At 63.7% G+C, this 22,752-nt stretch carries 19 protein-coding genes; 8 read left to right on the top strand and 11 right to left on the bottom strand.

The features are described 5' to 3' along the window. Position 1 precedes the first annotated feature (1 nt). Positions 2-2,461: a zinc metalloprotease gene (locus KBP54_RS09675; protein WP_256005566.1), complete on the top strand. Its 2,460-nt coding sequence runs from the start codon at positions 2-4 to the stop codon at positions 2,459-2,461. Positions 2,462-2,847: 386 nt separating this feature from the next. Here KBP54_RS09675 and cls read toward each other — a convergent pair whose 3' ends face one another. The 4 genes from cls to KBP54_RS09655 are packed head-to-tail and all read right to left on the bottom strand — an operon-like array spanning position 2,848 to position 6,251. Then, positions 2,848-4,329, bottom strand: coding sequence for a cardiolipin synthase (cls, locus tag KBP54_RS09670; protein ID WP_418904467.1), 1,482 nt, complete (start codon positions 4,327-4,329; stop codon positions 2,848-2,850). A gap of 5 nt (positions 4,330-4,334) precedes the next feature. Further along, positions 4,335-5,126, bottom strand: a complete 792-nt coding sequence (locus tag KBP54_RS09665; protein ID WP_256005564.1) for an exodeoxyribonuclease III — start codon at positions 5,124-5,126, stop codon at positions 4,335-4,337. A 9-nt stretch (positions 5,127-5,135) separates the two neighbouring features. Then, the gene (locus KBP54_RS09660) at positions 5,136-5,663 is read right to left on the bottom strand and encodes a GNAT family N-acetyltransferase, cg3035/Rv0428c family (RefSeq protein ID WP_070361850.1); all 528 of its coding nucleotides are present in this window, start codon (positions 5,661-5,663) and stop codon (positions 5,136-5,138) included. Between the two features lie 15 nt (positions 5,664-5,678). Beyond that, the gene (locus tag KBP54_RS09655; protein ID WP_070363431.1) at positions 5,679-6,251 is read right to left on the bottom strand and encodes a peptide deformylase; all 573 of its coding nucleotides are present in this window, start codon (positions 6,249-6,251) and stop codon (positions 5,679-5,681) included. Positions 6,252-6,267: 16 nt separating this feature from the next. Here KBP54_RS09655 and KBP54_RS09650 point away from each other — a divergent pair, with 16 nt between their 5' ends. The 3 genes from KBP54_RS09650 (at position 6,268) to KBP54_RS09640 (ending at position 8,703) form a co-directional block, all read left to right on the top strand. Beyond that, positions 6,268-6,483: a DUF3263 domain-containing protein gene (locus tag KBP54_RS09650; RefSeq protein WP_070361851.1), complete on the top strand. Its 216-nt coding sequence runs from the start codon at positions 6,268-6,270 to the stop codon at positions 6,481-6,483. A 333-nt stretch (positions 6,484-6,816) separates the two neighbouring features. Then, positions 6,817-7,527 carry a LytR C-terminal domain-containing protein gene (locus KBP54_RS09645; protein WP_256005562.1) on the top strand — a complete coding sequence of 237 codons (711 nt, stop codon included), beginning with the start codon at positions 6,817-6,819 and terminating at the stop codon, positions 7,525-7,527. 42 nt (positions 7,528-7,569) lie between these two features. After that, positions 7,570-8,703 (top strand): glutamate--cysteine ligase, encoded by a 1,134-nt coding sequence (locus KBP54_RS09640; RefSeq protein WP_256005561.1) that lies wholly within the window; start codon positions 7,570-7,572, stop codon positions 8,701-8,703. A 288-nt stretch (positions 8,704-8,991) separates the two neighbouring features. On the opposite strand, the gene KBP54_RS09635 is transcribed toward KBP54_RS09640, so the two are convergent. Genes KBP54_RS09635 through KBP54_RS09610 form a run of 6 tightly spaced genes read right to left on the bottom strand, consistent with a single transcriptional unit; the run spans position 8,992 to position 15,522 of the window. Then, positions 8,992-9,414 carry a monovalent cation/H(+) antiporter subunit G gene (locus tag KBP54_RS09635; RefSeq protein ID WP_070478204.1) on the bottom strand — a complete coding sequence of 141 codons (423 nt, stop codon included), beginning with the start codon at positions 9,412-9,414 and terminating at the stop codon, positions 8,992-8,994. A 13-nt stretch (positions 9,415-9,427) separates the two neighbouring features. Continuing rightward, the gene (locus KBP54_RS09630) at positions 9,428-9,703 is read right to left on the bottom strand and encodes a monovalent cation/H+ antiporter complex subunit F (RefSeq protein WP_070478203.1); all 276 of its coding nucleotides are present in this window, start codon (positions 9,701-9,703) and stop codon (positions 9,428-9,430) included. Between the two features lie 3 nt (positions 9,704-9,706). Beyond that, positions 9,707-10,228, bottom strand: a complete 522-nt coding sequence (locus tag KBP54_RS09625) for a Na+/H+ antiporter subunit E (RefSeq protein ID WP_070478201.1) — start codon at positions 10,226-10,228, stop codon at positions 9,707-9,709. Beyond that, positions 10,225-12,009, bottom strand: coding sequence for a Na+/H+ antiporter subunit D (locus KBP54_RS09620; RefSeq protein WP_070478199.1), 1,785 nt, complete (start codon positions 12,007-12,009; stop codon positions 10,225-10,227). The genes KBP54_RS09625 and KBP54_RS09620 overlap by 4 nt, the downstream gene beginning before the upstream one ends. Continuing rightward, the gene (locus KBP54_RS09615) at positions 11,999-12,493 is read right to left on the bottom strand and encodes a Na(+)/H(+) antiporter subunit C (protein WP_070361859.1); all 495 of its coding nucleotides are present in this window, start codon (positions 12,491-12,493) and stop codon (positions 11,999-12,001) included. Before KBP54_RS09615 ends, KBP54_RS09620 begins: the two co-directional genes overlap by 11 nt. After that, on the bottom strand, positions 12,493-15,522 hold the full coding sequence (locus KBP54_RS09610) for a Na+/H+ antiporter subunit A (protein WP_256005558.1): 3,030 nt from the start codon (positions 15,520-15,522) through the stop codon (positions 12,493-12,495). The genes KBP54_RS09615 and KBP54_RS09610 overlap by 1 nt, the downstream gene beginning before the upstream one ends. A gap of 593 nt (positions 15,523-16,115) precedes the next feature. On the opposite strand from KBP54_RS09610, the gene KBP54_RS09605 reads away from it, so the two are divergent. Further along, positions 16,116-16,649, top strand: coding sequence for a type IV toxin-antitoxin system AbiEi family antitoxin domain-containing protein (locus KBP54_RS09605; RefSeq protein WP_256005557.1), 534 nt, complete (start codon positions 16,116-16,118; stop codon positions 16,647-16,649). Then, the gene (locus KBP54_RS09600) at positions 16,646-16,918 is read left to right on the top strand and encodes a type II toxin-antitoxin system Phd/YefM family antitoxin (protein WP_256005555.1); all 273 of its coding nucleotides are present in this window, start codon (positions 16,646-16,648) and stop codon (positions 16,916-16,918) included. The genes KBP54_RS09605 and KBP54_RS09600 overlap by 4 nt, the downstream gene beginning before the upstream one ends. 195 nt (positions 16,919-17,113) lie before the next feature. On the opposite strand, the gene KBP54_RS09595 is transcribed toward KBP54_RS09600, so the two are convergent. Then, complete coding sequence (locus tag KBP54_RS09595; RefSeq protein ID WP_256005554.1) at positions 17,114-18,457, bottom strand: dipeptidase; 1,344 nt, start codon at positions 18,455-18,457, stop codon at positions 17,114-17,116. 78 nt (positions 18,458-18,535) lie between these two features. Between KBP54_RS09595 and KBP54_RS09590 the strand changes: the two genes are divergently transcribed. Both KBP54_RS09590 and groL read left to right on the top strand, forming a co-directional pair. After that, complete coding sequence (locus KBP54_RS09590) at positions 18,536-20,536, top strand: OPT family oligopeptide transporter (protein WP_256005552.1); 2,001 nt, start codon at positions 18,536-18,538, stop codon at positions 20,534-20,536. Between the two features lie 102 nt (positions 20,537-20,638). Further along, positions 20,639-22,282 carry a chaperonin GroEL gene (groL, locus tag KBP54_RS09585; RefSeq protein WP_071573101.1) on the top strand — a complete coding sequence of 548 codons (1,644 nt, stop codon included), beginning with the start codon at positions 20,639-20,641 and terminating at the stop codon, positions 22,280-22,282. Positions 22,283-22,752: the final 470 nt, after the last annotated feature.

Below are 22,752 nucleotides of genomic sequence, written 5' to 3'. Positions count from 1 at the left end.
GATGCGTTTTCACAAGACAGTGATTGCAGGTGCAGTGACGCTCGCGCTCGGCATGGGCGCAGTGTCGGCCGTGCCTGCGACGGCGTCCCCCGTCAATTCAGATGATGATGCCATCCAGACCCAGCTCCACATCCGGAAGAGCTACCACGAGGCAACCCTGACCTACATGAACCCGAAGTCGGTTGCGGGCAAGTTGGAGAACCAGGTCGGTGTGATCGGCTGGGCCGATGGGCGCGTGGTGGCGCCGATCGCGAAGAGTACGACTGAGAGCTCCCCCGAGGACGGCGTCACGGTGCTGGAGCACACCGACCCGCGACGCGAAGTCACCATGAAGCGCACCTTTACGGTCAAAGGCGACGAGATCAACGTGGTCACCGAGCTGACCAACAACGCCGGAACCGCCCGTGAGCTGGCGATCCGCATGTACAACCACGCCAAGCCAATGAAGGGCACCATGACCGCCGCGCAGTTTGGGGACAGCCTGCGCGGGGAGGACAAGTCCGCCTACCGAGTCGACGCGAACTTCCCGGGTGCGACGGCGCTTGCCACCGCTCAGGATCCGGCGACTCTCCCAGAGTGGAACGCGGGCTCTGACAACAAAAACATGGAACGTGGTGAAGTCCTCAGCGGCACCTGGGTCCAGACCGTCGAGTCTGGCGCGACGATGAAGGCCGAGATGACGGTCAAGATCGAAACGCAGCTGGGGGCGCTGGACTCGGATGGTGACGGCCTGCTAGACATCTGGGAAATGCAGGGTGCGAATGTAAATGGCGTCGATATGCCGTTGCACCGCTGGGGCGCCAACCCGTATGAGAAAGACATCTTCCTCCAGATGAACTGGATGAAGTCCGAGTGGGAAACCGAGGGCTGCCAGGAAGCGGCGCGCTTCGCCGTCAACCCCGAAGGCTTCGCCCGCTACGACGCCTGCTCGAAGATGAACACGAACGTCTACCGCCCGTCCGGGCTCATCCTGGACCAGCTGGTGAAGAAGTTCGCCGCACACGGCTACAACCTGCACATCGACGCAGGTAAGGGCTACTCCAAGAACTTCGAAGCCCGCGACGACGAATACCGCGGCGGGCCGATCCTTGGCTACAAGGACCACTACTTCAACTCGCCCGAAACGTCCGGCTCGGAGCTGATCACCACGTCGGTGGACCTGCTCAAAGAGCGCGAAGGCATCTTCCGCTCCGGCGTCATCGGCGACCTTATGGACGCCCCCTCCGCCAACGGCTCCATCAACTACGCCACCGGACGCGCACTGATCGGCGGCACGAGCTTCTACGTGTCCAAGAACGCCCGCATGGGCGCCGAGGACAAAGTACGCAACACCATCATGCACGAGCTCGGCCACAACCTGGGTCTGAACCACAACGGCATGCTGTGGGTCGACGGCAAGCGCCAATCCGTCTACGAATGGACCAAGTACGGAGACTGGCTCAGCGATCGCCCATCCGCCATGAACTACGCCTACCAGTTCGTCACCTTCGACTACCAGGAGGAAGACAAGAGCGGCAACCAGGAGGCCCCGCACCCAGGCTGCGCCGACGCCCCCGACTGCTACGTCGGCGAGTGGTCCGTCCCGTCCGAGTGGAAGAACCTCAACGTCAAGGCCGGCGGCATCGGTGATGTCTCCGTCAAGCCCGCCGAGTCCGACTCCGAGTCGGACAAGGACGCCGAGAAGCGCCGCGGCATCGAACGCGACGCCCGCGAACTCGACGCCGCCGCTGCCCTCAAGAACGACGGCAAGGCCGACTTCTACATGGCCGACGAAAACAGCATCGCCACCGTGCGCGCCGACAACAAGGTTGTGGGCACCATCGGCAACCGCGGCTACCACGACCACGAATTCACCGTGCGCGCCTTCTACGGCAAGGAACTTTCCCGCATCGCCCCAGTCCAGACCATCAAGGTCAAGGGCATCGGCGACGCCAAGGAAGCCGGGCCGCAGTCCCGCAAGGAAATCCAGATCCCAATCCCGGACACGCAGCGCTTGTACGGCTCATACGTGCCGGTCTACATCCAGATCGAAAACGAATCCGGCGAAATCGTCTTCAGCGAGCTTTTCGACATCAGCCTCCTCGACTACACCGAGGACGAGCTGCGCCAAGTCAGCACCCAGCTCGGTGACTCCGTGCTGGGCCAGCGGGCATCCGCACTGCTCTCCCAAGGTAAGCTCGGCGACTTCCAGGACACCAACCGCCGCAACCTCGCGGACACCAAGGAACTGAAGCAACCTAAGCGGCCATCGACGCCACCAACCACGTCAGCGAAGCCGTCGCCTTCAGCGGCCCCGAGCACCGCGGCGCCAGCTGACCCAACCACGCAGGACGCCAAAGCCACCGACGACAAGGGCGGCGTCGACGAGAAGACCCGCAACACGATCCTGATCGTTGTCGGCGTGCTGCTCGGCATCCTGGGCCTGGGCGGCGCGGCCGCCGCCGTGATGGCGAACAAGTAGGTCGCTTATTCGCCCGACGCACCAAATTCCTTGGTTTTGGCTAGGGTTCCGGCGTTTTCCCAGGTCGCTGGTCGGTCGTGGGGGAATTTGGTGTTTGGCGTGTGAGGGCGCGCACCAAATTCCAGTTCACCCCAAATGCGCGACCTGAGGAAACGTAGGGTTTGCTCGCGAAAATCCAGGAATCTGGTGTCTAGCTAGATGGGGGGACACCAAATTCCCGGGTTCGAGCACGGGGCCTCGGCGTTTTCCCAGGTCGCTGGTCGGTTGTGAGGGAATTTGGTGCGCTCGTCCTCACCCCAGTGCCAAAGGACGCAACCCCCTTTTCACGACCTGGTCTTTTACCCCCTCCCCCAACAGGAATTGCGTCCTTTGGCACTGCCAGTGAACTACTGCAGCGCCGAGGTCAGCTTCATCACGTTGTCGATGTAGCGGCGGTACCACGGCCGCGTGTTCCAGCGCTCCAGCGTGAGCTCGCGGGTCACCGACAAGTACGTGGTGGCGAGTTGGTTGAGGTTGCGGAGGAGGGGGCCGTCGCAAATTAAGAGTGAGCTTTCGTAGTTGAGTGAGAAACTACGAATGTCCATGTTGGAGGACCCAAGCACGCCGACGGCGGCGCCGGGCTCCTTCGAGGTGGGGTCGACGAGCAGGAACTTGGTGTGCAGGACGTAGGGGGCGGGGAACTCCCAGATGCGCACACCGGCCTCGAGGAGTTGTTGGTAGTAGGAGGACTGGGCGTGCTGCACCATGAACTGGTCTGCCTTCTGGCCAACGAGCAGGTCCACGCGCACGCCGCGGTAGCAGGCGGTGGTGATGGCCTCCAGCAGTGAGTCCTCGGGGACGAAGTAGGGGGAGCACAGCACCAGGTGTTCTTTGGCGTGGTGGATGAGGGTGTTAAACATCCGCAGGTTCGGTTCGGCCTGGTAGCCGGGTCCCGAGGGGATGAGCTGGACCAGGTTCGCGTCTGCGGGGGCGCCGAGATCCAAAGGGGCGGTGAGCTCGATGGGCTCGCCGGATTCGGAGTACCAGTCCACGGCGAACAGCGCCTCGATGGAAGTGACGATTGGCCCTTGGAGTTCCACGAAGGCGTCGACCCATTGGCGTCCGGCGGCGCGGTGTTGGCGGGTGAGGTAGGTGCGGTCGATGAGGTTCATGGAGCCCATCATGGCGGTGTGGCCGTCGATAATGATGAGTTTGCGGTGGTTGCGCAGATCCGGGCGGCGGAAGCGGCCCTTGAGCAGGCTCAGCGGGAGCATGAGGTGCCAGTGGATGCCGGCCTTCGTCAGGCGGCGTTTGAGCGCGCGGAAGCCGGGGTATTTCATGGAGCCGATGTGGTCGAAGAGGAGGCGGACGTGGACGCCGCGGTCCACAGCACGCTCCAACGCCTCAAACACAATGGCGGTGGTGTTGTCCCAGGCCACGGCGTAGATCTCGATGTCGACGTACTCTTCTGCCTTATCGACGAGCTCCGCAATCCGCACCATCGTCTTCTCGTAATCCGCCCACATGGCGACCGCGCTACCGTGCACGGCGGGGAAGCCGGTCAGGGTGCGGTTCAGCGTGATCATCGAGGTCACTTCCGGGTTCACCTGCTGACCGGCGGGAATGTCCGGGATGTCGGAGTAGACGTCGTTGAGGACGGCGTTCGCTTCCTTCTGGATGCGGTGGCGCCGCTGCGAGACGTACTTGGACCCCATCAGCAGGTACAGCGGCAGGCCCACGAACGGGAGCAGCAGAATGAGCAGCAGCCAAGCGTTCGCGCTCGACGGCTTGCGGTTCGACGGCACCACGCCAATCATGACGAACTTGATGGCGTAGTCGATGCCCATGGCGATGAGCTGCCACAGGGAGAGGCCACTGAACAGAGACAACATGGCTACCGCACCTGGTCGAGTGCGAGGTCGGCGGTGTCGTAATCAGCGATGACGGGCGCGTGATCCGATGCGCCCTTGCCGTCGCGCTCCGCCACGTCCACCCAAGCCTGTTGCAGGCGGCGGGCGAGAGGGGGCGTCGCTAAGTGGAAGTCGATGAGCATGCCTTCGTTCTTGGGGAAGCGCATGGACTTGTAATCCCAGAACGAGTACGGGTCCGCGTGGCGGATCTCCTCCAAGCCGGACTCCAGCAGCATCTGGAACGCGGCGCGCTCCGGCTCCGTGACGTGCGTCTTGCCCTCAAACCAGGCGATGTCCCACACGTCCTCGTCGCGCGGCGCAATGTTGAAATCGCCCGTGAACAGCTGCAACGTTTGCGGGTCCACGGTCTCGCGCAGAGAGTAGAGGAACTCGAGTTTGTATTCGTAGTGTGGGTCGCCGATCTCGCGCCCGTTCGGCACGTACAAGCTCCAGATATCGACGCCCCCACAGCTCGCCCCAACCGCCCGGGCCTCCACAACCGGATCTCCCTTCTTCGCGAACGACGGCTGGCGCTCAAAGTGCGTCCGCACGTTCTCCAGCCCCACCCGCGACGCGATGGCCACACCATTCCACTGGTCGTAGCCCACGTGTGCGACCTCGTAGCCCGCCGCCTCGAACGTTGAGTAGGGGAACGTGGCGTCCTTCGTCTTCGTTTCCTGCATGGCCAACACGTCGACGTCGTTGCGGTCGAGGAAAGCGGCGATCCTCTCCGCCCGCGTACGTACAGAGTTCACGTTCCAAGTGGCGATGCGCATGCCAATATCCTAGCGCAGACGCAGGACACGCCGCCGATGATGGTCATCGCCCACGATCTCCTCCGGGCCGACCTCCCACAGCTCCGGGTGTCGCGCCGCGTGCTTCTCCGCCGCCTTGCCGATGCGCTCCGGCACCAACAGGCGCACTGGGAGGGAGTGGGCGTCGTAAAAATCTTTGAGCTCGGTGAGTGGCAGCGGTGCGAGTGCCGCCGACGGGCCCAACGGCACTGCCGTATTATCCTGCGGGTTCGCGGCGCCCGCGCGGGCCAGCCACCCCTCGACCCACTCCTGCACCGGTGCCGGGTTCGCCTCCGCGAGCTCCACCTCTTTTCGACGAATCTCCGAATTCCGAACCGTCTTCGGCGCCAGCGAACGCACCGCCACCGGTTCCGTGATCGTCACCTCGCGCCCATCGCGGCGGCGCACCCGCAGCGGGTCCAACCCCACGACCTCCCCGATCGCCTCATTGACCCCGGACTCCGTGCGGTAGCGAACCGTCACCCTGCCCCCGACAGCGGGCGCTTCTTGGCGGAACATCTTGCTGTTAGTGCCTTAGTGCCCGAACGGGTCTTCGTCCGTGCCCGGCAGCCACGTGTTGCCCGGCTCCGTCCACCCGTTCGCCTTGATCGCGCGCTTCGCCTCGCGCTTGTAGCGGCCGGTGAGCACGTCCGTGTACACGAAGCCGTCCAGGTGGCCGACCTCATGCTGCAGACACCGCGCGAAGAACCCAGTGCCCTCGACCTCAATCTCGTTGCCGTTTTCATCCAGGCCCGTGACCTTGGCCCAGTCCGCGCGGCCGGTGGGGAAGCCCTCGCCCGGAACGGACAGGCAGCCTTCGTCGTCCTCGCCGTCGTCGCGAGGCATGGTCTTCGGGATCTCGCTGGTCTCCAGCACCGGGTTGATCACGGTGCCGCGGCGCATCGTGTCGCCGTCAGGGCAGTGGTACACGAACAGGCGCAGCGGCACACCAATCTGGTTCGCGGCCAGGCCCACGCCGTTGGCGGCGTCCATGGTTTCGTGCATGTCCGCAATGAGTTCCTGTAGCTCCTCGACCGGTTGCTCCACCGGCTTCGTCGGGTTGTGCAGGACAGGGTCGCCATAAATAACGATCGGTCGAATGGTCATGGCTACCATAATAGGCATGCCTGAGCAGCTTTCAGATTCGGACCGCGCCATCCTCACCTTCGAGGCCCACGCCCCGCGCGCCATCGGCGCCAAAGAGGAAGCCATCACCACGCAGCTCGGGCTTACACCGGTTCGCTACTATCAAAAACTCAACCTCCTTCTCGACGACCCCTCCGCCCTCTCCGAATTCCCCCAACTCGTGCGCCGCCTGCAGCGCCTCCGCGACCGGTGACCGGACCCACGCCTTCAGCCCCGCACCCGTTTCCCCAGGTCGCCGACCATCCCAGCTGGAAAAGTTCCCCGACCCGGGTTGAAGACCCCTCGACCGGAGTGTTTTCGAGCCGCTTGCGCACCAAATTCCGGCGGTGCGAAACTGCGAACAGGGGAAACGCAATGGAGCCCTTCCAAACCCAGGAATTTGGTGCGCGCACCGGTCGGCCTGACACCAAATTCCTACCCGCAAGTCCAGCGACCTGGGGGAATGCTTCGTCGCCGTCCCGAAAGTCTGGATTTTGGTGCGCGTGGGAAGATGTAAACGTCTGCAAAAACGTTTAGAGTGGCGCATGTGACTAATGTGAATCCTGAGAACGAGTACCAGGGCGCCCACCGCCGCGCCGAAGAGGACGACTACGACCAAAACTACGAAGCGGCGCCGGCGGCGGCGTTCCCGAAGCGGGGCGTCGCGATGATCCTTCTGGCCGTCGCCGCCCTTCTGCTGCTGTGGGGCATTTACGCCATGAACAAGGGCGACGGTCAGGAGGCAGCCGCGCCGGGCACCACCGAAGCCACGACCGCCCAAGCAACCCAAGCGACAACAGCGGTTAGCGCGCCGGCGAGCCCGTCAGAGCAAGCCACCGAAGAGCAAAAACCCACTGAGCAGGAAAAGCCAGCTGAGCAGACACAGCCAGCCGAACAGCCCGCCCCAGCCCCCGCCGGTCTGGCTCGCGAGCAGGCGCAGGTGTACGTCTACAACAACTCCGGCATCCCGGATCTGGCGAACCGCACCGCGGGTGACCTCGCCGCCCAGTACAACGTGGCGAACCGCTCCAACGATGCCGCCGCGATGAACATGCCGGAGCAGACCTATGGCGCGTTCCCGCAGACGTTCGTGTTCTTCAACCCGAACACTCCGGGCGCTGACGCGGTTGCGGCGGAGCTCGCGCAGCGGATCGGGGGTACGCCTCGGGCGACGACGGATGTGCCGGCGAATACGAGTTTGCCGCGAGAGGCCGTCGAGAAGCCGGAGGCGATCACTGTCGTCCTCGCGGGAGAATAAAACCCCCGCGCGGGCCCAGTGCAGCGTTTAGACTGGCTACTTATGGATCCATACCGCGAGTTCGCCCGTTCCCCCGAGCCGACACTGGGAGTGGAGTGGGAGATCTGCGTCGTAGACAAGGAGACGCGGGACCTGGTACCCCGCGCCCCCGAAATTATCGACGCCATCTCCGCCACCAACCCCAACGTGCACCTCGAGCGGGAGTTCCTCCAAAACACGGTCGAGCTGGTGACCCCGGTATGTAAGAACACGAAAGAGGCCGTCGATACGCTGGCGGAAAGCCTGGCCGTCGTGCGCGCCGAAGCCGACGTCCGCGACCTCGACCTGTGGGCCAGCGGCGGCCACCCATTTTCCGACTTCCGCGAGCAAACCCTCAGCCCCAAAATTTCCTACAAGGAAATGATCAACCGTACTCAGTACTGGGGTCAGCAAATGCTGCTGTGGGGAATTCACTGCCACGTCGGCATCAGTCACGAAGACCGCGTCTGGCCAATCATCAACGCGGTGATGACGCACTACCCGCACCTGCTCGCCCTCTCCGCCTCCAGCCCGGGCTGGGACGGGCTGGACACCGGGTACGCCTCCAACCGCACCATGCTCTACCAGCAGCTTCCCACCGCCGGCATGCCGTATCAGTTCCAGAGCTGGGCCGAATGGGTCCAATTCATGGACGACCAGCGCACCTCCGGCGTGATCAACCACACCGGCTCCATGCACTTCGACGTCCGCCCCGCCGCCAAGTGGGGCACCATCGAAGTCCGCATCAGCGACGCCACCTCCAACCTGCGCGAACTCGCCGCGGTCGTCGCACTGACTCACTGCTTGGTCGTCTACTACGACCAACTTCTCGACGCCGGCGAAGCCCTCCCCACGCTCCAGCCCTGGCACGTCGCCGAAAACAAGTGGCGCGGGGCCCGCTACGGCCTCGACGCGCTGGTGATCACCAGCCGCGACACCGACGAACGCTGGCTCCGCGACGAACTCGTTACGTTGGTGGACACCCTGCAGCCTGTGGCTGCGCAGCTTGGGTGCACGCGCGAGCTGAACCTGGTGCTGGAGATCATGCAACGCGGCGCCGGCTACCAGCGGCAACGCCGCATCTACGAGATGACCGGCTCCTGGCACGACGTCGTCGCCGCGACCTGCGCCGAGATGCAGGAGATGACTTGGGAGTAGGTCCTTCCTAGCTGCTGCGCACCAAATTCCCACGTGGGGTGCGCGCGACCTGGGCTTTTGTGTGCGCGCCCAACCTGAATACAGGAATTTGGTGCTTGTCCTCATGTAGCAGTGCCAAAGGACGCACTTCTTGTTGCGGGAGGAGGCAAAAGCCCAGGTCGTGAAAAGCGCGTTGCGTCCTTTGGCACTGGCAGGCCAGACAGCGCACCAAATTCCATTGCGGCGAATGTGCGACCTGCGGAAACGCCCAGGCGGCCTCCTGAAATCCAGGAATGTGGTGCGCAGACCCTACTTCTTGGTGGGGTCGACGCGCTTGGGGTGGTAGGCGGCGGGGCGGTCGTTGCGGCTTAGGGTGTCGGGGTTGCCGTAGAGGCCTTCGCGGCGGGCGACGCGGCCGAGGCGCTGCGCGGTGACGGGGTTGGTCATCAGGGCGAAGATGAGCAGGATGAGGATGACGCCGATGTCGTGAAGTTCGTGGGCGCCGACAGCCTCGCCGGTGCCGGCGGCCCCTCCGGCCTGCCCATTCGAGAGTCGAATAATCGTGCCGATGATCATGAGGACTAGCCCCGTGGTTTGGGGCTTCGTGATGGCATGGATGCGCGCCATGGTGGATTGGAAGCGGGCGGTGCCGATGGCGGCGGAGAACACCATGAATGCGCCGGGGAGGATGAAGACGAGGGAGGCGGTGTCGAGGAAGAATGCGAGTGTCATTGGTGGGTCCTTCCTAAGAGTTGTCGCGTTTGCGGAAGCGGGCGACGGACAGGGAGGCGATGAAGCCGAGGAGCGCGATCACCATCATGACGTTGACGACGGTGGTGTCGAGCGTCCAGCAGATGTAGAGGGCCAGCATGCATTGGAGTGATGCGGTGATGGCGTCGTTGCCGAGGACGCGGTCCATGGAGTCGGGGCCGACGATGACTCGCCAGGCCAGCACGAGGAAGCCGATGGCGAGGAAGATGCCGGCGACGATGAGGAATGCGTTGTATACCTGGGGGTTCATGGGCTATCGCCTGCTTTCGAAGATGTCGATCATTTGGCGCTCGAGTTTGGCTACGTTGGCGATTTCGCGGTCGATGTCGGTTTGGTTGTCGGCGTGGAGGACGTGGATGGTCCATTCGCGGTTGGCGATGTCGATGTCGGTGACGCTGCCGCCGGGTTGCAGGTTGTAGGCGCAGGTGGCGAGGTAGAGGACCAGGTCGTCGGAGACGCGCATGGGCACGCGGAGGATGGCATTCTTGGGTGGGGCGGCGGGCCGCAGCGCGAGCCAAGAGACTTTCGCGGAGGCGACGATGAGGTCGGCGAACCACTGCAGCACGAACAGCAGCAGTTTGCCCCAGTGGATTTTGTTGCCGCTGCGGGGGATATTCGGCAGCGGCAGCACGAGCACGATCAGGACGCCGAGCGCCAGCCCGGCGGCGACGTTGCCCCAGGTCAGGTCGCCTTGCATGAGGACCCACATGAATGCGAGCCAGAGGACGAAGGCGCCGCGGAAGCGGTTTCGGATGCCGGGAAGGAGGTGGTTCATCGGTCTGCTCCTGTCGGTTCGGCGGTTGCGCTGGCGGGGAGGGGGACTCGTTCTGTCGTGACGACGTCCTCTCCGTCAGCGGAGCGCGCTGACTTGCGGGCGAGCGCGTCTTTGCCGCCGCCGGAGTCGGTGGGTTGGCGGAAGGCGTCGAGGTCCCGGGTCGGGTTGGTGGGGTCGCCGGAGAGGACGGCGTGTTGGTAGATGCGTTGGTCGCTGGCGGATTCGGCGGCGCGGTCGGTAATGGCGGAGATCGGGCCGGCGAGGAACGTGATGGCCACGGAGGTCGCTACGAGGAGCGCGGTGGACAGCAGCATACCGACGGGGATGCGGCCGACGTCGGCGCGGTCGTCGACGGCGATGGTGTCGTGGCGCTCGGTAAGCGATGAGGGCCGCGCCATGGCGACGGATTCGGGGGCGTCGGCGCGGTCGCGGAGGAAGCCCTTGGACCAGACGAGGATCATGGCGTAGAGCGTCAATAAGGAGGTGACGACGGCCCCTGCGATGAGCACCCAGGCGAGCCAGGAGCCTTCGGCGGCACCGGCCTGGATGAGCATGATCTTGCCGAGGAACCCGGAGAACGGCGGGATGCCGCCCAGGTTGAGCGCCGGGATGAAGTAGAGCAGCGCGATGAGTGGCGCGGTGTAGAGCAGGGAGCCGAGGCGGCGCAGCTGCGCAGACCCGGCCTGGCGCTCGATGAGGCCGACGACCAGGAAGAGCGAGGTCTGCACCAGGATGTGGTGGACGGCGTAGAAGATCGCGCCGGACAGGCCGGCGACGGTGCCGAGTGCGATGCCGAAGATCATGTAGCCGATGTGGCTGACCAGAGTGAAGGAGAGGAGACGCTTGATGTCGTTCTGCGCGAGTGCTCCCATCACTCCGATGACCATGGTCAGTAGTGCGACCCACATCAGGAGGGTGTCGAGGGAGCCGTCGATAAATATGGTGGTGCGGACGCGAATGATGGCGTAGACGCCCACCTTGGTGAGCAACCCGGCGAACACCGCGGTGACCAGGGAGGCGGCGGTGGGGTAGGAGTCGGGGAGCCAGGCGTCGAGCGGGAAGACGGCCGCTTTGATGCCGAATGCGACGAGCAGCGTGGCGAAGATCGCGGCGCGCGTGCCGTCCGGGACCTCGGCCATGCGCTGGCCGACCTGCGCCATGCTCACCGTGCCGGTGGAGGAGTAGATCAGCGCGAGCGCGAACAGGAACACCATCGAGGACGCCATGGAGACCATCACGTAGCCGATGCCGGCGCGCACGCGCCCCGGCGAGGCGCCGAGAGTGAGCAGCACGTACGAGGCCACGAGGAAGACCTCGAAGCCGACGTACAGGTTGAACAGGTCGCCGGCGAGGAAGGACAGGTTCACGCCCATGCACAGCAGCATGTAGACGGGGAGGAAGACGGCGACTGGGTCGTCCTCGTCGCCGTCGCGAAGCCCTTGGGAGATGCCGTACCACATGACGGCGAACAACACGATGGAGGAGACGAACACCATGATGGTGGACAGCCGGTCCGCCACCAACGTGATGCCGATGGGTGCTTCCCAGCCGCCCATCTGGACAGTCTGGATGCCGTGGACGTCTGCGATGATGATCATCGCACCCGAGATGACGGCCAGCGCGAACAGAGTCGTCAGCGCGATGGTGCGCTGCAGGGTGACGGCGCGCCCGGTGACCAGGATCAGCGCCGCTGCCAGCGCTGGCAACAGCAGCGGCATGACAGTGAGGATCGGCATGGCGGGCAGCGCCCAGTGGGCGAACTCGAACAGGTTATTCGTCATCGTCGGCCTCCTTGACGGGGTCTTCAAAGGAGCGTGGGCCGAAGGCGTCGCCCTCGGAGCTCATGCGTCCGGTCTCTGGGTCGTCGGAGGCGTCGTGGTCGGGGGCCGCCGCCGGGGTCTTCGGACGGGCGGCGATCGCGCGGTCTTCCTCGTCGCGCTCGATGATGTCGTCGGTGCGGTAGCGGTACTGGCGGTAGGCCAGGGCCAGCATGAACGCGACCATCGCCATCGAAATGACAATCGCGGTGAGGATCATCGCCTGCGCGAGCGGGTCGGCGGTGCGCTCGCCGAACAGGGTGGACATGCGCCCAATGATCGGCGGGGAGCCGGCCTGCCCGCCGGATTGCAGCAGCAGCAGGTTCGCGCCGTTGCCGAGCAGCAGCACGCCCATGATCATGCGGGTCAGTGCCCTATCGAGCATCAGGTACACGCCGGTGGCCACGAGCACACCCGACCCGATGAGCAGGAACAGGTTCGCTTCCATTACTCGCTCCTTTCGCGGCCACGCGCGGTGGTGTGCACCGGCGCCCCAATTGTCGACGCCCGGCCCCGCCCTGCCGTCGCGTCACCGTCACCAGTGACCGCTTCTCGACGCCTCTTTCGCGCCAACCGTTTCGCCGCCTGGGCTTCGCGGCGTCGTTTATTCTTCTCCTGCAGCTCACGAGCGCGCTGGCGAGCGTACTGCTTGCGGTTGTCTTCCTCTTGGTCGAGGTAGCCGCCCATGGAGGTCAGGATGTGCAGGGTCAGTCCGACCACGATGAGGTACACACCGGCGTCGAACACGAGCGCCGAGGTGACGTCAAACGAGCCGATAAGCGGCAGCGTGACCGTGGTGTAGCCGGACGTGAGCGGCGGGTTGCCGAAGAACATCGGGGTCACCGCCGCGGCGAAGGAGAACAGCATGCCGGTGCCCAGCAGCTTCGCCGGGTCCACAGGCAGGGCCTCCTCGATTTCCTGGCGCCCGCCCGCGAGGTAGCGCAGCGTGAACGCCAGCGCCGCCACCAGGCCGCCGGCGAAGCCGCCGCCGGGCGCATTGTGGCCGCCGAAGAAGAAGTACAGGGACAGCAGAATCATCGACGGGAACAAGATCCTTGTAGCGACGTCCACCATCAGCGAACGGTTCTGCGCCGTCTCCGAATCCACGCCGCTGGCCAACCAGCGCGGCTTGGTGGTGGACAGCGTCGGGCGCCTCGAGGAGCGCCCAAACTTGCCAGTGCCGAAGATCAGGCTGGCCACGCCCGTCGCCACGATCACCAGCACAGTGATCTCGCCGAATGTATCGGCGGCGCGCAGGTCCACGAGCAGCACGTTCACCGTGTTGCGGCCGTGGCCGATGTCGTGCGCCAGCTCCGGCATGAACACCGAGATCGGGTCGGCGGTGCGCGCGCTCATCGCAAACATGGCGATCACCACAACCGACACGCCAGTCAGGATCGACAGCCAGGCACGGGCCCGGTTGTCGTCGCTGCGGGGCTCGACCTCCGTCGGCATCTTGCGAAGGATCAGCATGAACACCACCATCACGATGGTCTCCACGAGCGCCTGCGTCAGCGCCAGATCCGGCGCGCCGTGCAGGGCGAAGATCGTCGCCATGCCGTAGCCGGTCAGCCCCACCATCACCACGGCGGATAGGCGGTTGCGTTGGACCGTCGCAAAGACAGCCATGCAGACCATGATGAACACCACCAGGCCCTGCCACGGCGAATCCCACAACATCATCCGAATATCGTTCGAGCGGCCCAGCACCAGCGCCGCCAGCGGCACCACGGCCAACACCGCGAAAATCACGCCCAGGTTGATCACCAGGGAACCGCGCTGCGTCGACGCCGTCAACCGCAGCGACGCAGTCCGCAGCTGCGCGAGCAGCGCGTCCCACAACGCGTCACCATTGCCGAGCGCAGGCTTGCCCGTCTGCAGCGGTTTCAGCAACGCACGCTGCCAGAACATGACGACGCCACCCAGCACAATCACGGCCGTCAGCACCAGCGGGATCGTAATCCCGTGCCACAGCGCCAACTCCTCCTGCTCGCCGCCGGGGAAGCGCACATCCAGGTACTCGTTGAACGCCGTCGACAGCAGCACCGGGAAGATACCGCACACCACCGTCAACGTGGTCAGCACCGCCGGCGAAATCCACAAGGTCGGGCCGATCGGGTGCATCTCGCGCACCGCCTTCGACTCGCCGTTGTTGTGTGCTGGCTTCGTCGCAAAGGCGGACCACCAGAAGTACAGCGAGTAGGCCATCGTCAGGATGGACCCCGCGACGATCGCCACCAGCGTCATGTAACCCGGCATGCCGTGCAGCATCTCCTCGTTCAGGACCGCCTCCAGCGCCGACTCCTTCGCCACAAAGCCGAAGAACGGCGGAATGCCCGCCATCGACGCCGCCGACACCGCCGCCAAAAACGCCACAAACGGCTCCCGCTTCGCCAACCCCGACAGCTCGTGGATGTCGCGGGTGCCCGTCGAGTGGTCAATCGCGCCCACGATCATGAACAGCGTCGCCTTGAACATCGAGTGCCCGAACGTAATTGCCAGGCCAGCCATCGTCGCCTCACGCGACCCAATGCCGATCACCGTCGTGATAAAGCCCAGCTGAGACACCGTGCCGTACGCCAGGATCAGCTTCAGGTCACGCTGCTTCAGCGCCAACCAACCACCCAGAATCATGGTGAACACGCCCGTCGACAGCACCACCAGGTGCCACGTGCTTACCACCGCCATATCCGGCGCCAGGCGCGCCACCAGGTAAATGCCAGCCTTCACCATCGCTGCCGAGTGCAAATACGCCGACACCGGCGTCGGCGCCGCCATCGCCCCCGGCAACCAAATATGCCACGGGGCCTGCGCCGACTTCGTCATCGCCCCCAACATAATCAGCACAATCGCCGTCGAAATCGCAGGCGTATTCTCAATATTCGCAAACTGCGACACCTCGCTGAGGCGCCAAATCCCCGTCTTGTAGCCCAGCAAATTAATACCGACGAGCATCGCCAGCCCGCCGAACGTCGTAATCATCAGCGCCTGAATCGCCGCCCTTCGCGACGACGCCCGCTCACCGTAATAGCTGACCAGCATGTACGAGAGTATCGACGTCAACTCCCAAAACACGTACATCAGCAAGAAACTGTCCGAAATCACCAACCCGTACATCACGGAGGCGAACATGGTCAGCTCCCCGCCAAACTTGGCCAACCTGCGCGGATTCGAATCGAAATAGCCCCAGCAGTACAACAACACCAAGGAGCCGACGCCCAAAATAATCAAACTGAACAAGCCCGCCAGGGCGTCCAACCTGAAATCCAGGTTCAACTCCGCCGACGGCATCCACGGAATCCGCGAAACGATCTCCCCACCATCCACAAAGACACCCTTTGCGAACAGGTACACCATCCACGCGAACCCGCCCAGCGGCACCAACGCCACCAGCGCAAACGCCGATCTACCGATCGTACGGATCAACAACGGCGCCGCCGACGTCGCGACGAACAGCGCGACAAGTAGCGTCAACACAACCCGGGCCTCCTTGTTCAGCTTCCTTAGCTTCTTCAGCTTCGGCGCGCCACAGCAACGCAGCTGCCCACCATGCACCGTCGAAACTAGAAACAAGGCGCGTCATGATCAGTGGCGCGACCAACAAAATCTCACTGTACTCACAGCTCCGACATTTTGCGAACGGCTTTCGCCCTGGCTGGCCTGCCTGTCTGGCCCCCTGGTGCGCCTGCGCCTCGCGCCCGCGCCCCCTTCGAAAACGTTCCCACGACTGGGAACCATTTTGCGTTTCAGGCTGGTTCCGGTCGACCATCGGTTGCGTTTCTGCAGGTCGCGACGCCTGTCCACAAAGAAAGTTCCCGGGTTCAACGCTGATCGCGGGAACTTTTCCGAGGTGGCGGGCTCGCGCGCCGTGGCTTTCACGTGAACTCGTTCGTGCCGAGGTGTTAAAGGAGTGCGACGCTGGTCGCCGAAAACCGTCTCTGGCCGGTGGAAATGCGCGACCTGCATCGCACGCTTCTAAGCGCACGCTATGAACTCTCGGAGCTGGGGCGGCGAAGATCCAGGCGAGCACGACTATGGACAAACCGCACCAAAAACGGTACGGTTTGTCCATGGTTACGTATAGGGAAAAGCTGCGACAAATCGCTTTGGAAAACGACGGGTATGTCACTCCGGCTCTCGCCCGTGTGCGGGGTGTGCCTGATGTTGAGTTGCGGAAGCTTGCGGCGCGAGGGGCCGTCGAGAAACGGGAGCGTGGCGTTTATCGGGATCCGTACTATCCTGCCGCCGACGAGTTTGATTTTCTCCGTGAAATTATTCTCACGCTAGGTGCCGGCGTGCATGCGTGTGGGGAAACCACATTGCAGGTTACCGGGATCGGTGAGCTCAATCCCAAGAATGTCTATCTAGCTTCGCCTCGTCGACACCGCCGGAAGGTGCCTGGAACATGGCGGATTAGGTCCGCTCCACCGGACGCTCAGGTGAAGAAATATCACGGTATTCCGTCGCAGCCCGTCGCGGAGGCGCTCGTGGAGGTTCGCCCGGCAGTTATGGCCGACCGTTGGGAGGCGATGGTGGAAGACGCCTACCAGGAAGGGTTTATTCGAGGCAAGCAGTATCGGGAGCTGAAGGGGCTGGTGGGATGATTGCTTCCAACGTGGATCTCGAGGATTTTGCGCGAAACACCGCGCACCATGTGTTCGGCTTGGGGCTGCATGAGCGCAAGGTGATCATCGACGACGGCGAGCCGGTAGCCGTCATCATGTCGGCGGGTGAGTTTGAGCGGCTTGAGGCTGAGCGGCAGGACGCCCTGGACCTGACACTCGCGCTCACGCGAATGCTGACTGACAGTGGCAAGCGCATCAGCCTCCGGGATGTCCTGGCTGAGTTCGGTATCGACCCGTCGGAGCTTTAGGGGCACTAGCTTTTCGACGCCCTCTCCGCCCCATTCGAACCGGCCAAATCTGCAAAGTGTAGTAACAGGATGGTAGTAATCCCCATGCCGCCCAAAAAGGGAATTACTACCATCCTGTTACTCCCATTTGGGTTTCGGCAGCGCCCCAGCCAGCAAAAACAAGCCGAAAACCAGCCGAAACGCAGCCGAAACCGGCTACTTCCCGTACTGCTGCAGGAAGAGCGCTTCGGCGACGGCGATGCGTTCGATTTCGGTGGGGTCGACGGATTCGTCGACGCCGTGGATACCGCACTGCGGTTCTTCGACGCCGTAGAGGGCGATGGCGGCGTCGGGGAAGTGGTTCTGCAGCGTGATGGTCAGTGGGATGGAGCCGCCGGAGCCGATGAGGGCGAGGTCGGCGCCGTCGTAGGCGGTTTGGAGGCAGTCGCCGAACAGGGCGATGGCCGGGTGGTTGGGGTCGGTGGCGAATGGCTCGTTGACGCCGGAGATGTCCACGGTGACGTGGGCGCCGTTCGGGGTGTGGGCGTGGATGTGTTCCTTGACGGCGTTGGCGATGGCGGCGGCGTCGGTGTCGGCGGGAACGCGCAGGTTGTATTGGGCTTCGGCGCGGTGGTTGACGGCGTTGACGGCGTCGGCGACGGGGGTGGAGGTGAACCCGATCATGGTGATGGCGGGGCGGGCCCAGACCATGTCGGCGGGGTTGTCGTCGGGGGTGCCGTTGAGGGCGACGCCGTCGAGGACGCCGGCGTCGGTGGCGAAGGTGTCGGCGGGGTAGGGCTGGCCGTTCCAGTTGGCGGTGCAGTCGACGCCGTCGATGCTGGTGCGGCCGGTTTCGTCGAAGAGGGAGTCGGTGATGCGGACCAGGGCGTGGGCGGCGTCGGGGGCTGCGCCGCCGAAGGAGCCGGAGTGGATGGCGCCCTGCAGCGTCTCGACGGTCACGTTGATCTGGGCGCCGCCGCGCAGGGAGGTAGTGAGCGTTGGGACGCCGACGGCGGCGTTGCCCGAGTCGGCGATCATGATGGCGTCGGCGCTGAAGAGGTCGGGGTGGGCGTCGATAAGTTTGCCGAGGCCGTCGTCGCCGCCGAGCTCCTCAGATCCCTCGACGACGACCTTGATGCCGAGGTCGGTGCCGCCGTTGGCCTGGATGAGGCGCAGCGCTTCGAGGTGCATGGCGAGGTTGCCTTTGCAGTCGGCGGCGCCGCGCCCGTACCAGCGGCCGTCGCGTTCGGTGAGGGTGAAGGGGTCGCTGGTCCAGGCGTCGGGGTTGTTGGCGGGCACGACGTCGTAGTGGGAGTAGAGCAGCACGGTGGGGGCGTCGCCGACTGGGGCTTTGGTGGCGATGATGGTGTCAGCATTATCGACGGTCGCGTGGCGGGTCACGTCCAGTCCGAGGGCCTCGAGCGCGGAAACCGTCCAGGCGCAGGCGGCTTCGTGCTGGTCGGCGAGCTCAGGCGTGGAGTGTGGGGAGTTGAAGCCTACGAGGGCGGAGAGGTCGTCGAAAATTCGGTCGCGGTTTGGGGTAAAAGCTGTTTGTGTCATGTGGTCGAAAGTACCACCAACCGGAGGAGTACAATCCTTTCCGTTCGTTTTTATGCCTATATATTGAAAGGTCTTGCAATGGCCTCGACGATGCGTGAGTTGACGCTGCGCGGGATCATCATTGGTGGCTTGATCACCTTGGTGTTTACTGCTGCGAATGTGTATTTGGGGTTGAAAGTCGGGTTGACTTTTGCCACGTCCATTCCGGCGGCGGTGATTTCTATGGCGGTGCTGCGGAAGTTCGCCGGGCACAATGTGCGTGAGAACAACATTGTGCAGACGATTGCGTCGGCTGCGGGTACGCTGTCGGCGATCATTTTCGTCCTGCCCGGCCTGGTGATGGTCGGTTACTGGCAGGGTTTCCCCTTCTGGACGACAGCCCTAGTGTGTGCCCTGGGTGGCACGTTGGGCGTGATGTATTCGATTCCGTTGCGTCGCGCGCTGGTGACTGGTTCGGATTTGCCGTACCCGGAGGGTGTCGCGGCGGCGGAGGTGCTGCGCGTTGGCGACGGTGACAATGGTGGTTCGGAGCGTGATCACGCGGAGAACTCTGAGGGTCTGCGCGTCATTATTCTTGGTGCGATTGCGTCGGCGTTCTATTCCTTATTGACGGCCATGAAGGCGGCTGCCAGCGAGGTTGCCGGGTTCTTCCGTGTTGGTGGGGGCGGCACGATGATGGGTGGTTCGCTGTCGTTGGCGCTGCTGGGCGTGGGCCACTTGGTGGGCTTGTCGGTGGGGATTGCGATGCTGGTTGGCGTCGTGATTTCCTTTGCGATCCTGCTGCCGATGAAGTCGGCGGTCCATATGGGCGAGGGCCTGGAGCTTGCCGAGGTTGTCTCCACGACGTTCGCGGACGAGATCCGCTTTATCGGTGTGGGCACGATGGCGGTGGCGGCGCTGTGGACGCTGATCAAGATCGCGAAGCCGATTGCGACGGGTATTGCGTCGTCGTTGGCGGCGTCGAAAAAGAGGCACGAGGGCGTGGCTGTCGACGTGACGGAGCGTGACATCCCGTTCCCGATCGTGGCGGGTGTGATTGTGGCGTCGATGCTGCCAATTGGCCTGCTGCTGTGGAACTTCGTGCGCGGCACCGACATCCACGAGCACGCACTGTCACTGACCATGATTTCGGTGCTGTTCATCCTGGTCATTGGCCTGATTGTGGCGTCGGTGTGTGGCTACATGGCGGGGTTGATTGGGGCGTCGAACTCCCCGATTTCCTCGATCGGCATTATTGCGGTGCTGTCGTGCGCGCTGCTGATCGGTGCGTTCATGGCGGGCACGGACGCGAATGCGAGCTCGCTGGTGGCGTACACGCTGTTTACTGCGGCGATCGTGTTTGGTATCGCCACGATTTCGAACGATAACCTGCAGGACCTCAAGACAGGCCAGCTCGTGGGGGCGACGCCGTGGAAGCAGCAGGTGGCGCTGATTATTGGTGTGCTGTTCGGCTCGGTGGTCATCCCGCCGATCCTGCAGGTGATGCTCACCGGCTTCGGCTTCCAGGGCATGGAGGGCGCAGGCCCGGACGCGCTCGCGGCACCGCAGGCCGCGTTGATGTCCTCGGTGGCCAACGGCATTTTCAACAGCTCGCTGGACTGGGGCCTGATTCTGCTCGGTGCGGGTATCGGCGTTGCGCTCATCATTATCGACGAGACCCTCACCCGCACCACGGGCAAGTACAGCTTGCCGCCGCTGGCTGTGGGCATGGGCATGTACCTGCCGGTGTCAGTCACGGTGATCGTGCCGATCGGCGGGCTGATCGGATACATCTATAACCGTTGGGCGCAGGTGCAGCGCCACCCGGACTTCGCGCGCCGGATGGGCACCCTGGTGGCCACGGGCATGATCGTGGGCGAGTCCCTGTTCGGCGTGCTCAACGCGGCGCTCATCGCGGGCGCGGCAGGGGAGAGTCCGCTGGAGGTGTTCACGGAGCAGTCCTGGACGCCGTGGTTCAGTACGGCCCTGTTCGTTGTGTTGGTGTGGTTCGTGTACTCGAAGACGCGCTCCAAGGTCAGCTCGGTGGCCGAAGACGGTTCCTTGCACTCGGCGGGCGAGAGTGCTAAAACTGTGTCTTAGCACTCGAGGCAATTGAGTGCTAACGCGGGTGAGGTTGGCCGCGCGCCAACCGTGCCGTCGCGGGCGCCTGCATTTTACGACGAATACAAGGAGAAAACTTACATGGCTAAGATGATCGCATTCGACGAGGAAGCACGCCGCAGCCTAGAAAACGGCCTGAACACACTAGCCGACGCCGTCAAGGTCACCCTTGGGCCAAAGGGACGCAACGTCGTCCTGGAGAAGTCCTGGGGCGCACCGACCATTACCAACGACGGTGTCACCATCGCCCGCGAGATTGACCTCGAGGACCCATACGAAAAGATCGGCGCCGAGCTGGTCAAGGAAGTAGCCAAGAAGACTGACGACGTCGCCGGCGACGGCACCACCACCGCAACCGTCCTGGCACAGGCGTTGGTCCGCGAGGGCCTGCGCAACGTCGCAGCTGGCTCCAACCCGATGGGCATTAAGCGCGGCATCCAGGCAGCCACCGAGAAGGTCTCCAAGTACCTGCTGGATAACGCGAAGGAAGTAGAGACCCAAGAGGAGATCGCTTCCACCGCTGGCATTTCGGCCTCCGACCCGGAGATCGGCAAGAAGATCGCTGAGGCGATGTACGCCGTCGGCAACGGTGCGGTCAACAAGGAATCCGTCATCACCGTTGAGGAGTCCAACACCTTCGGCGTTGACCTCGAAGTCACCGAAGGCATGCGCTTCGACAAGGGCTTCATCTCCGCATACTTCGCCACCGACATGGAGCGCGGCGAAGCCGTCCTGGAAGACCCATACATCCTGCTGGTCTCCTCCAAGATCTCCAACGTCAAGGACCTCGTTCCGCTGCTGGAGCAGGTCATGCAGTCCGGCAAGCCACTGCTCATCATCGCCGAGGACGTTGAAGGCGAAGCCCTCTCCACCCTCGTCGTGAACAAGATCCGCGGCACCTTCAAGTCCGTCGCCGTCAAGGCCCCGGGCTTCGGCGACCGCCGCAAGGCAATGCTGCAGGACCTCGCCATCCTCACCGGCGGCCAGGTCATCTCCGAAGAGGTCGGCCTCTCCCTGGAGACCGCCACCCCTGAGCTGCTGGGCCAGGCACGCAAGGTTGTCGTCACCAAGGATGAGACCACCATCGTCCAGGGCGCCGGCGACCAGGCACAGATCGACGGCCGCGTCAAGCAGATCCGCGCCGAAATCGAGCACTCCGACTCCGACTACGACCGCGAGAAGCTGCAGGAGCGCCTGGCCAAGCTGGCCGGCGGCGTCGCAGTGATCAAGGTCGGCGCAGCCACCGAGGTTGAGCTCAAGGAGCAGAAGCTGCGCATCGAGGACGCCGTCCGCAACGCGAAGGCAGCCGTCGAGGAAGGCATCGTCGCCGGCGGTGGAGTCGCCCTCCTGCAGGCTGCCCGCGAGCTTGTCGACGACCTCGGGTTCGAAGGCGACGAAGCCACCGGTGTGAAGATCGTCCGCGAGGCGCTTTCCGCACCACTGAAGCAGATCGCTCTGAACGCTGGCCTGGAGCCAGGCGTTGTCGCCGACAAGGTAGCCAACCTGCCTGACGGCCAGGGCCTGAACGCTTCCAACGGCGAGTACGTGGACATGATGGAAGCCGGCATCAACGACCCGGCGAAGGTGACGCGCTCCGCACTGCAGAACGCGGCCTCCATTGCGGCCCTGTTCCTCACCACCGAGGCCGTCGTTGCCGACAAGCCTGAGCCAGCCGGTGCTGCCGGTGCAGGCATGGACCCAGACGCCATGGCAGGCATGATGTAAACCGCTAGTTTCTGACTGGCTTTCTCCCGGGCGCCCCGCTTTCGCGGTGGGGTGGCCCGGGATTTTTGCGTGTTGTGGCGTTGTGGTTGGTCGGGCTTCGGGTTGGGGTATGGCTCTTCGGTTTGTTCGAGATTTTGTGAACAGAATTGCGTGTGGCTCGGCATAGGTTTCGCGCTGTTTCCACCTCGATTTCGTTCCCGTCGACCAACCCAGGTCACGGCAATTTGGGCTGTTTCACGCGATTTTGCTGATTTCGCGCTGATCAGCGTTGGTCGACCGGAGGAGGTCGAGCGGAATGATTGTGGCGGCAAAGGGCCTTGCGTCGGCAGCGCTGAAAACTCCCCCATAAGTGGTCAGAAAGTATGAGGAATCTCTAAGAGTTTTGGAGAATCCTGACGGTCAGAATGTCTAGCGTTAACTGACAGCCGGCTACATATGTAATGGTCAACGAATAAAACCGGTTTGCGCTG

It is taken from the genome of Corynebacterium pseudogenitalium (genome assembly GCF_024453815.1).
GTDB classification, from domain to species: Bacteria; Actinomycetota; Actinomycetes; order Mycobacteriales; family Mycobacteriaceae; genus Corynebacterium; species Corynebacterium pseudogenitalium.
The sequence above is the reverse complement of the archived record's forward strand: the minus strand, read 5'-3'. Positions and strand labels throughout refer to the sequence as shown.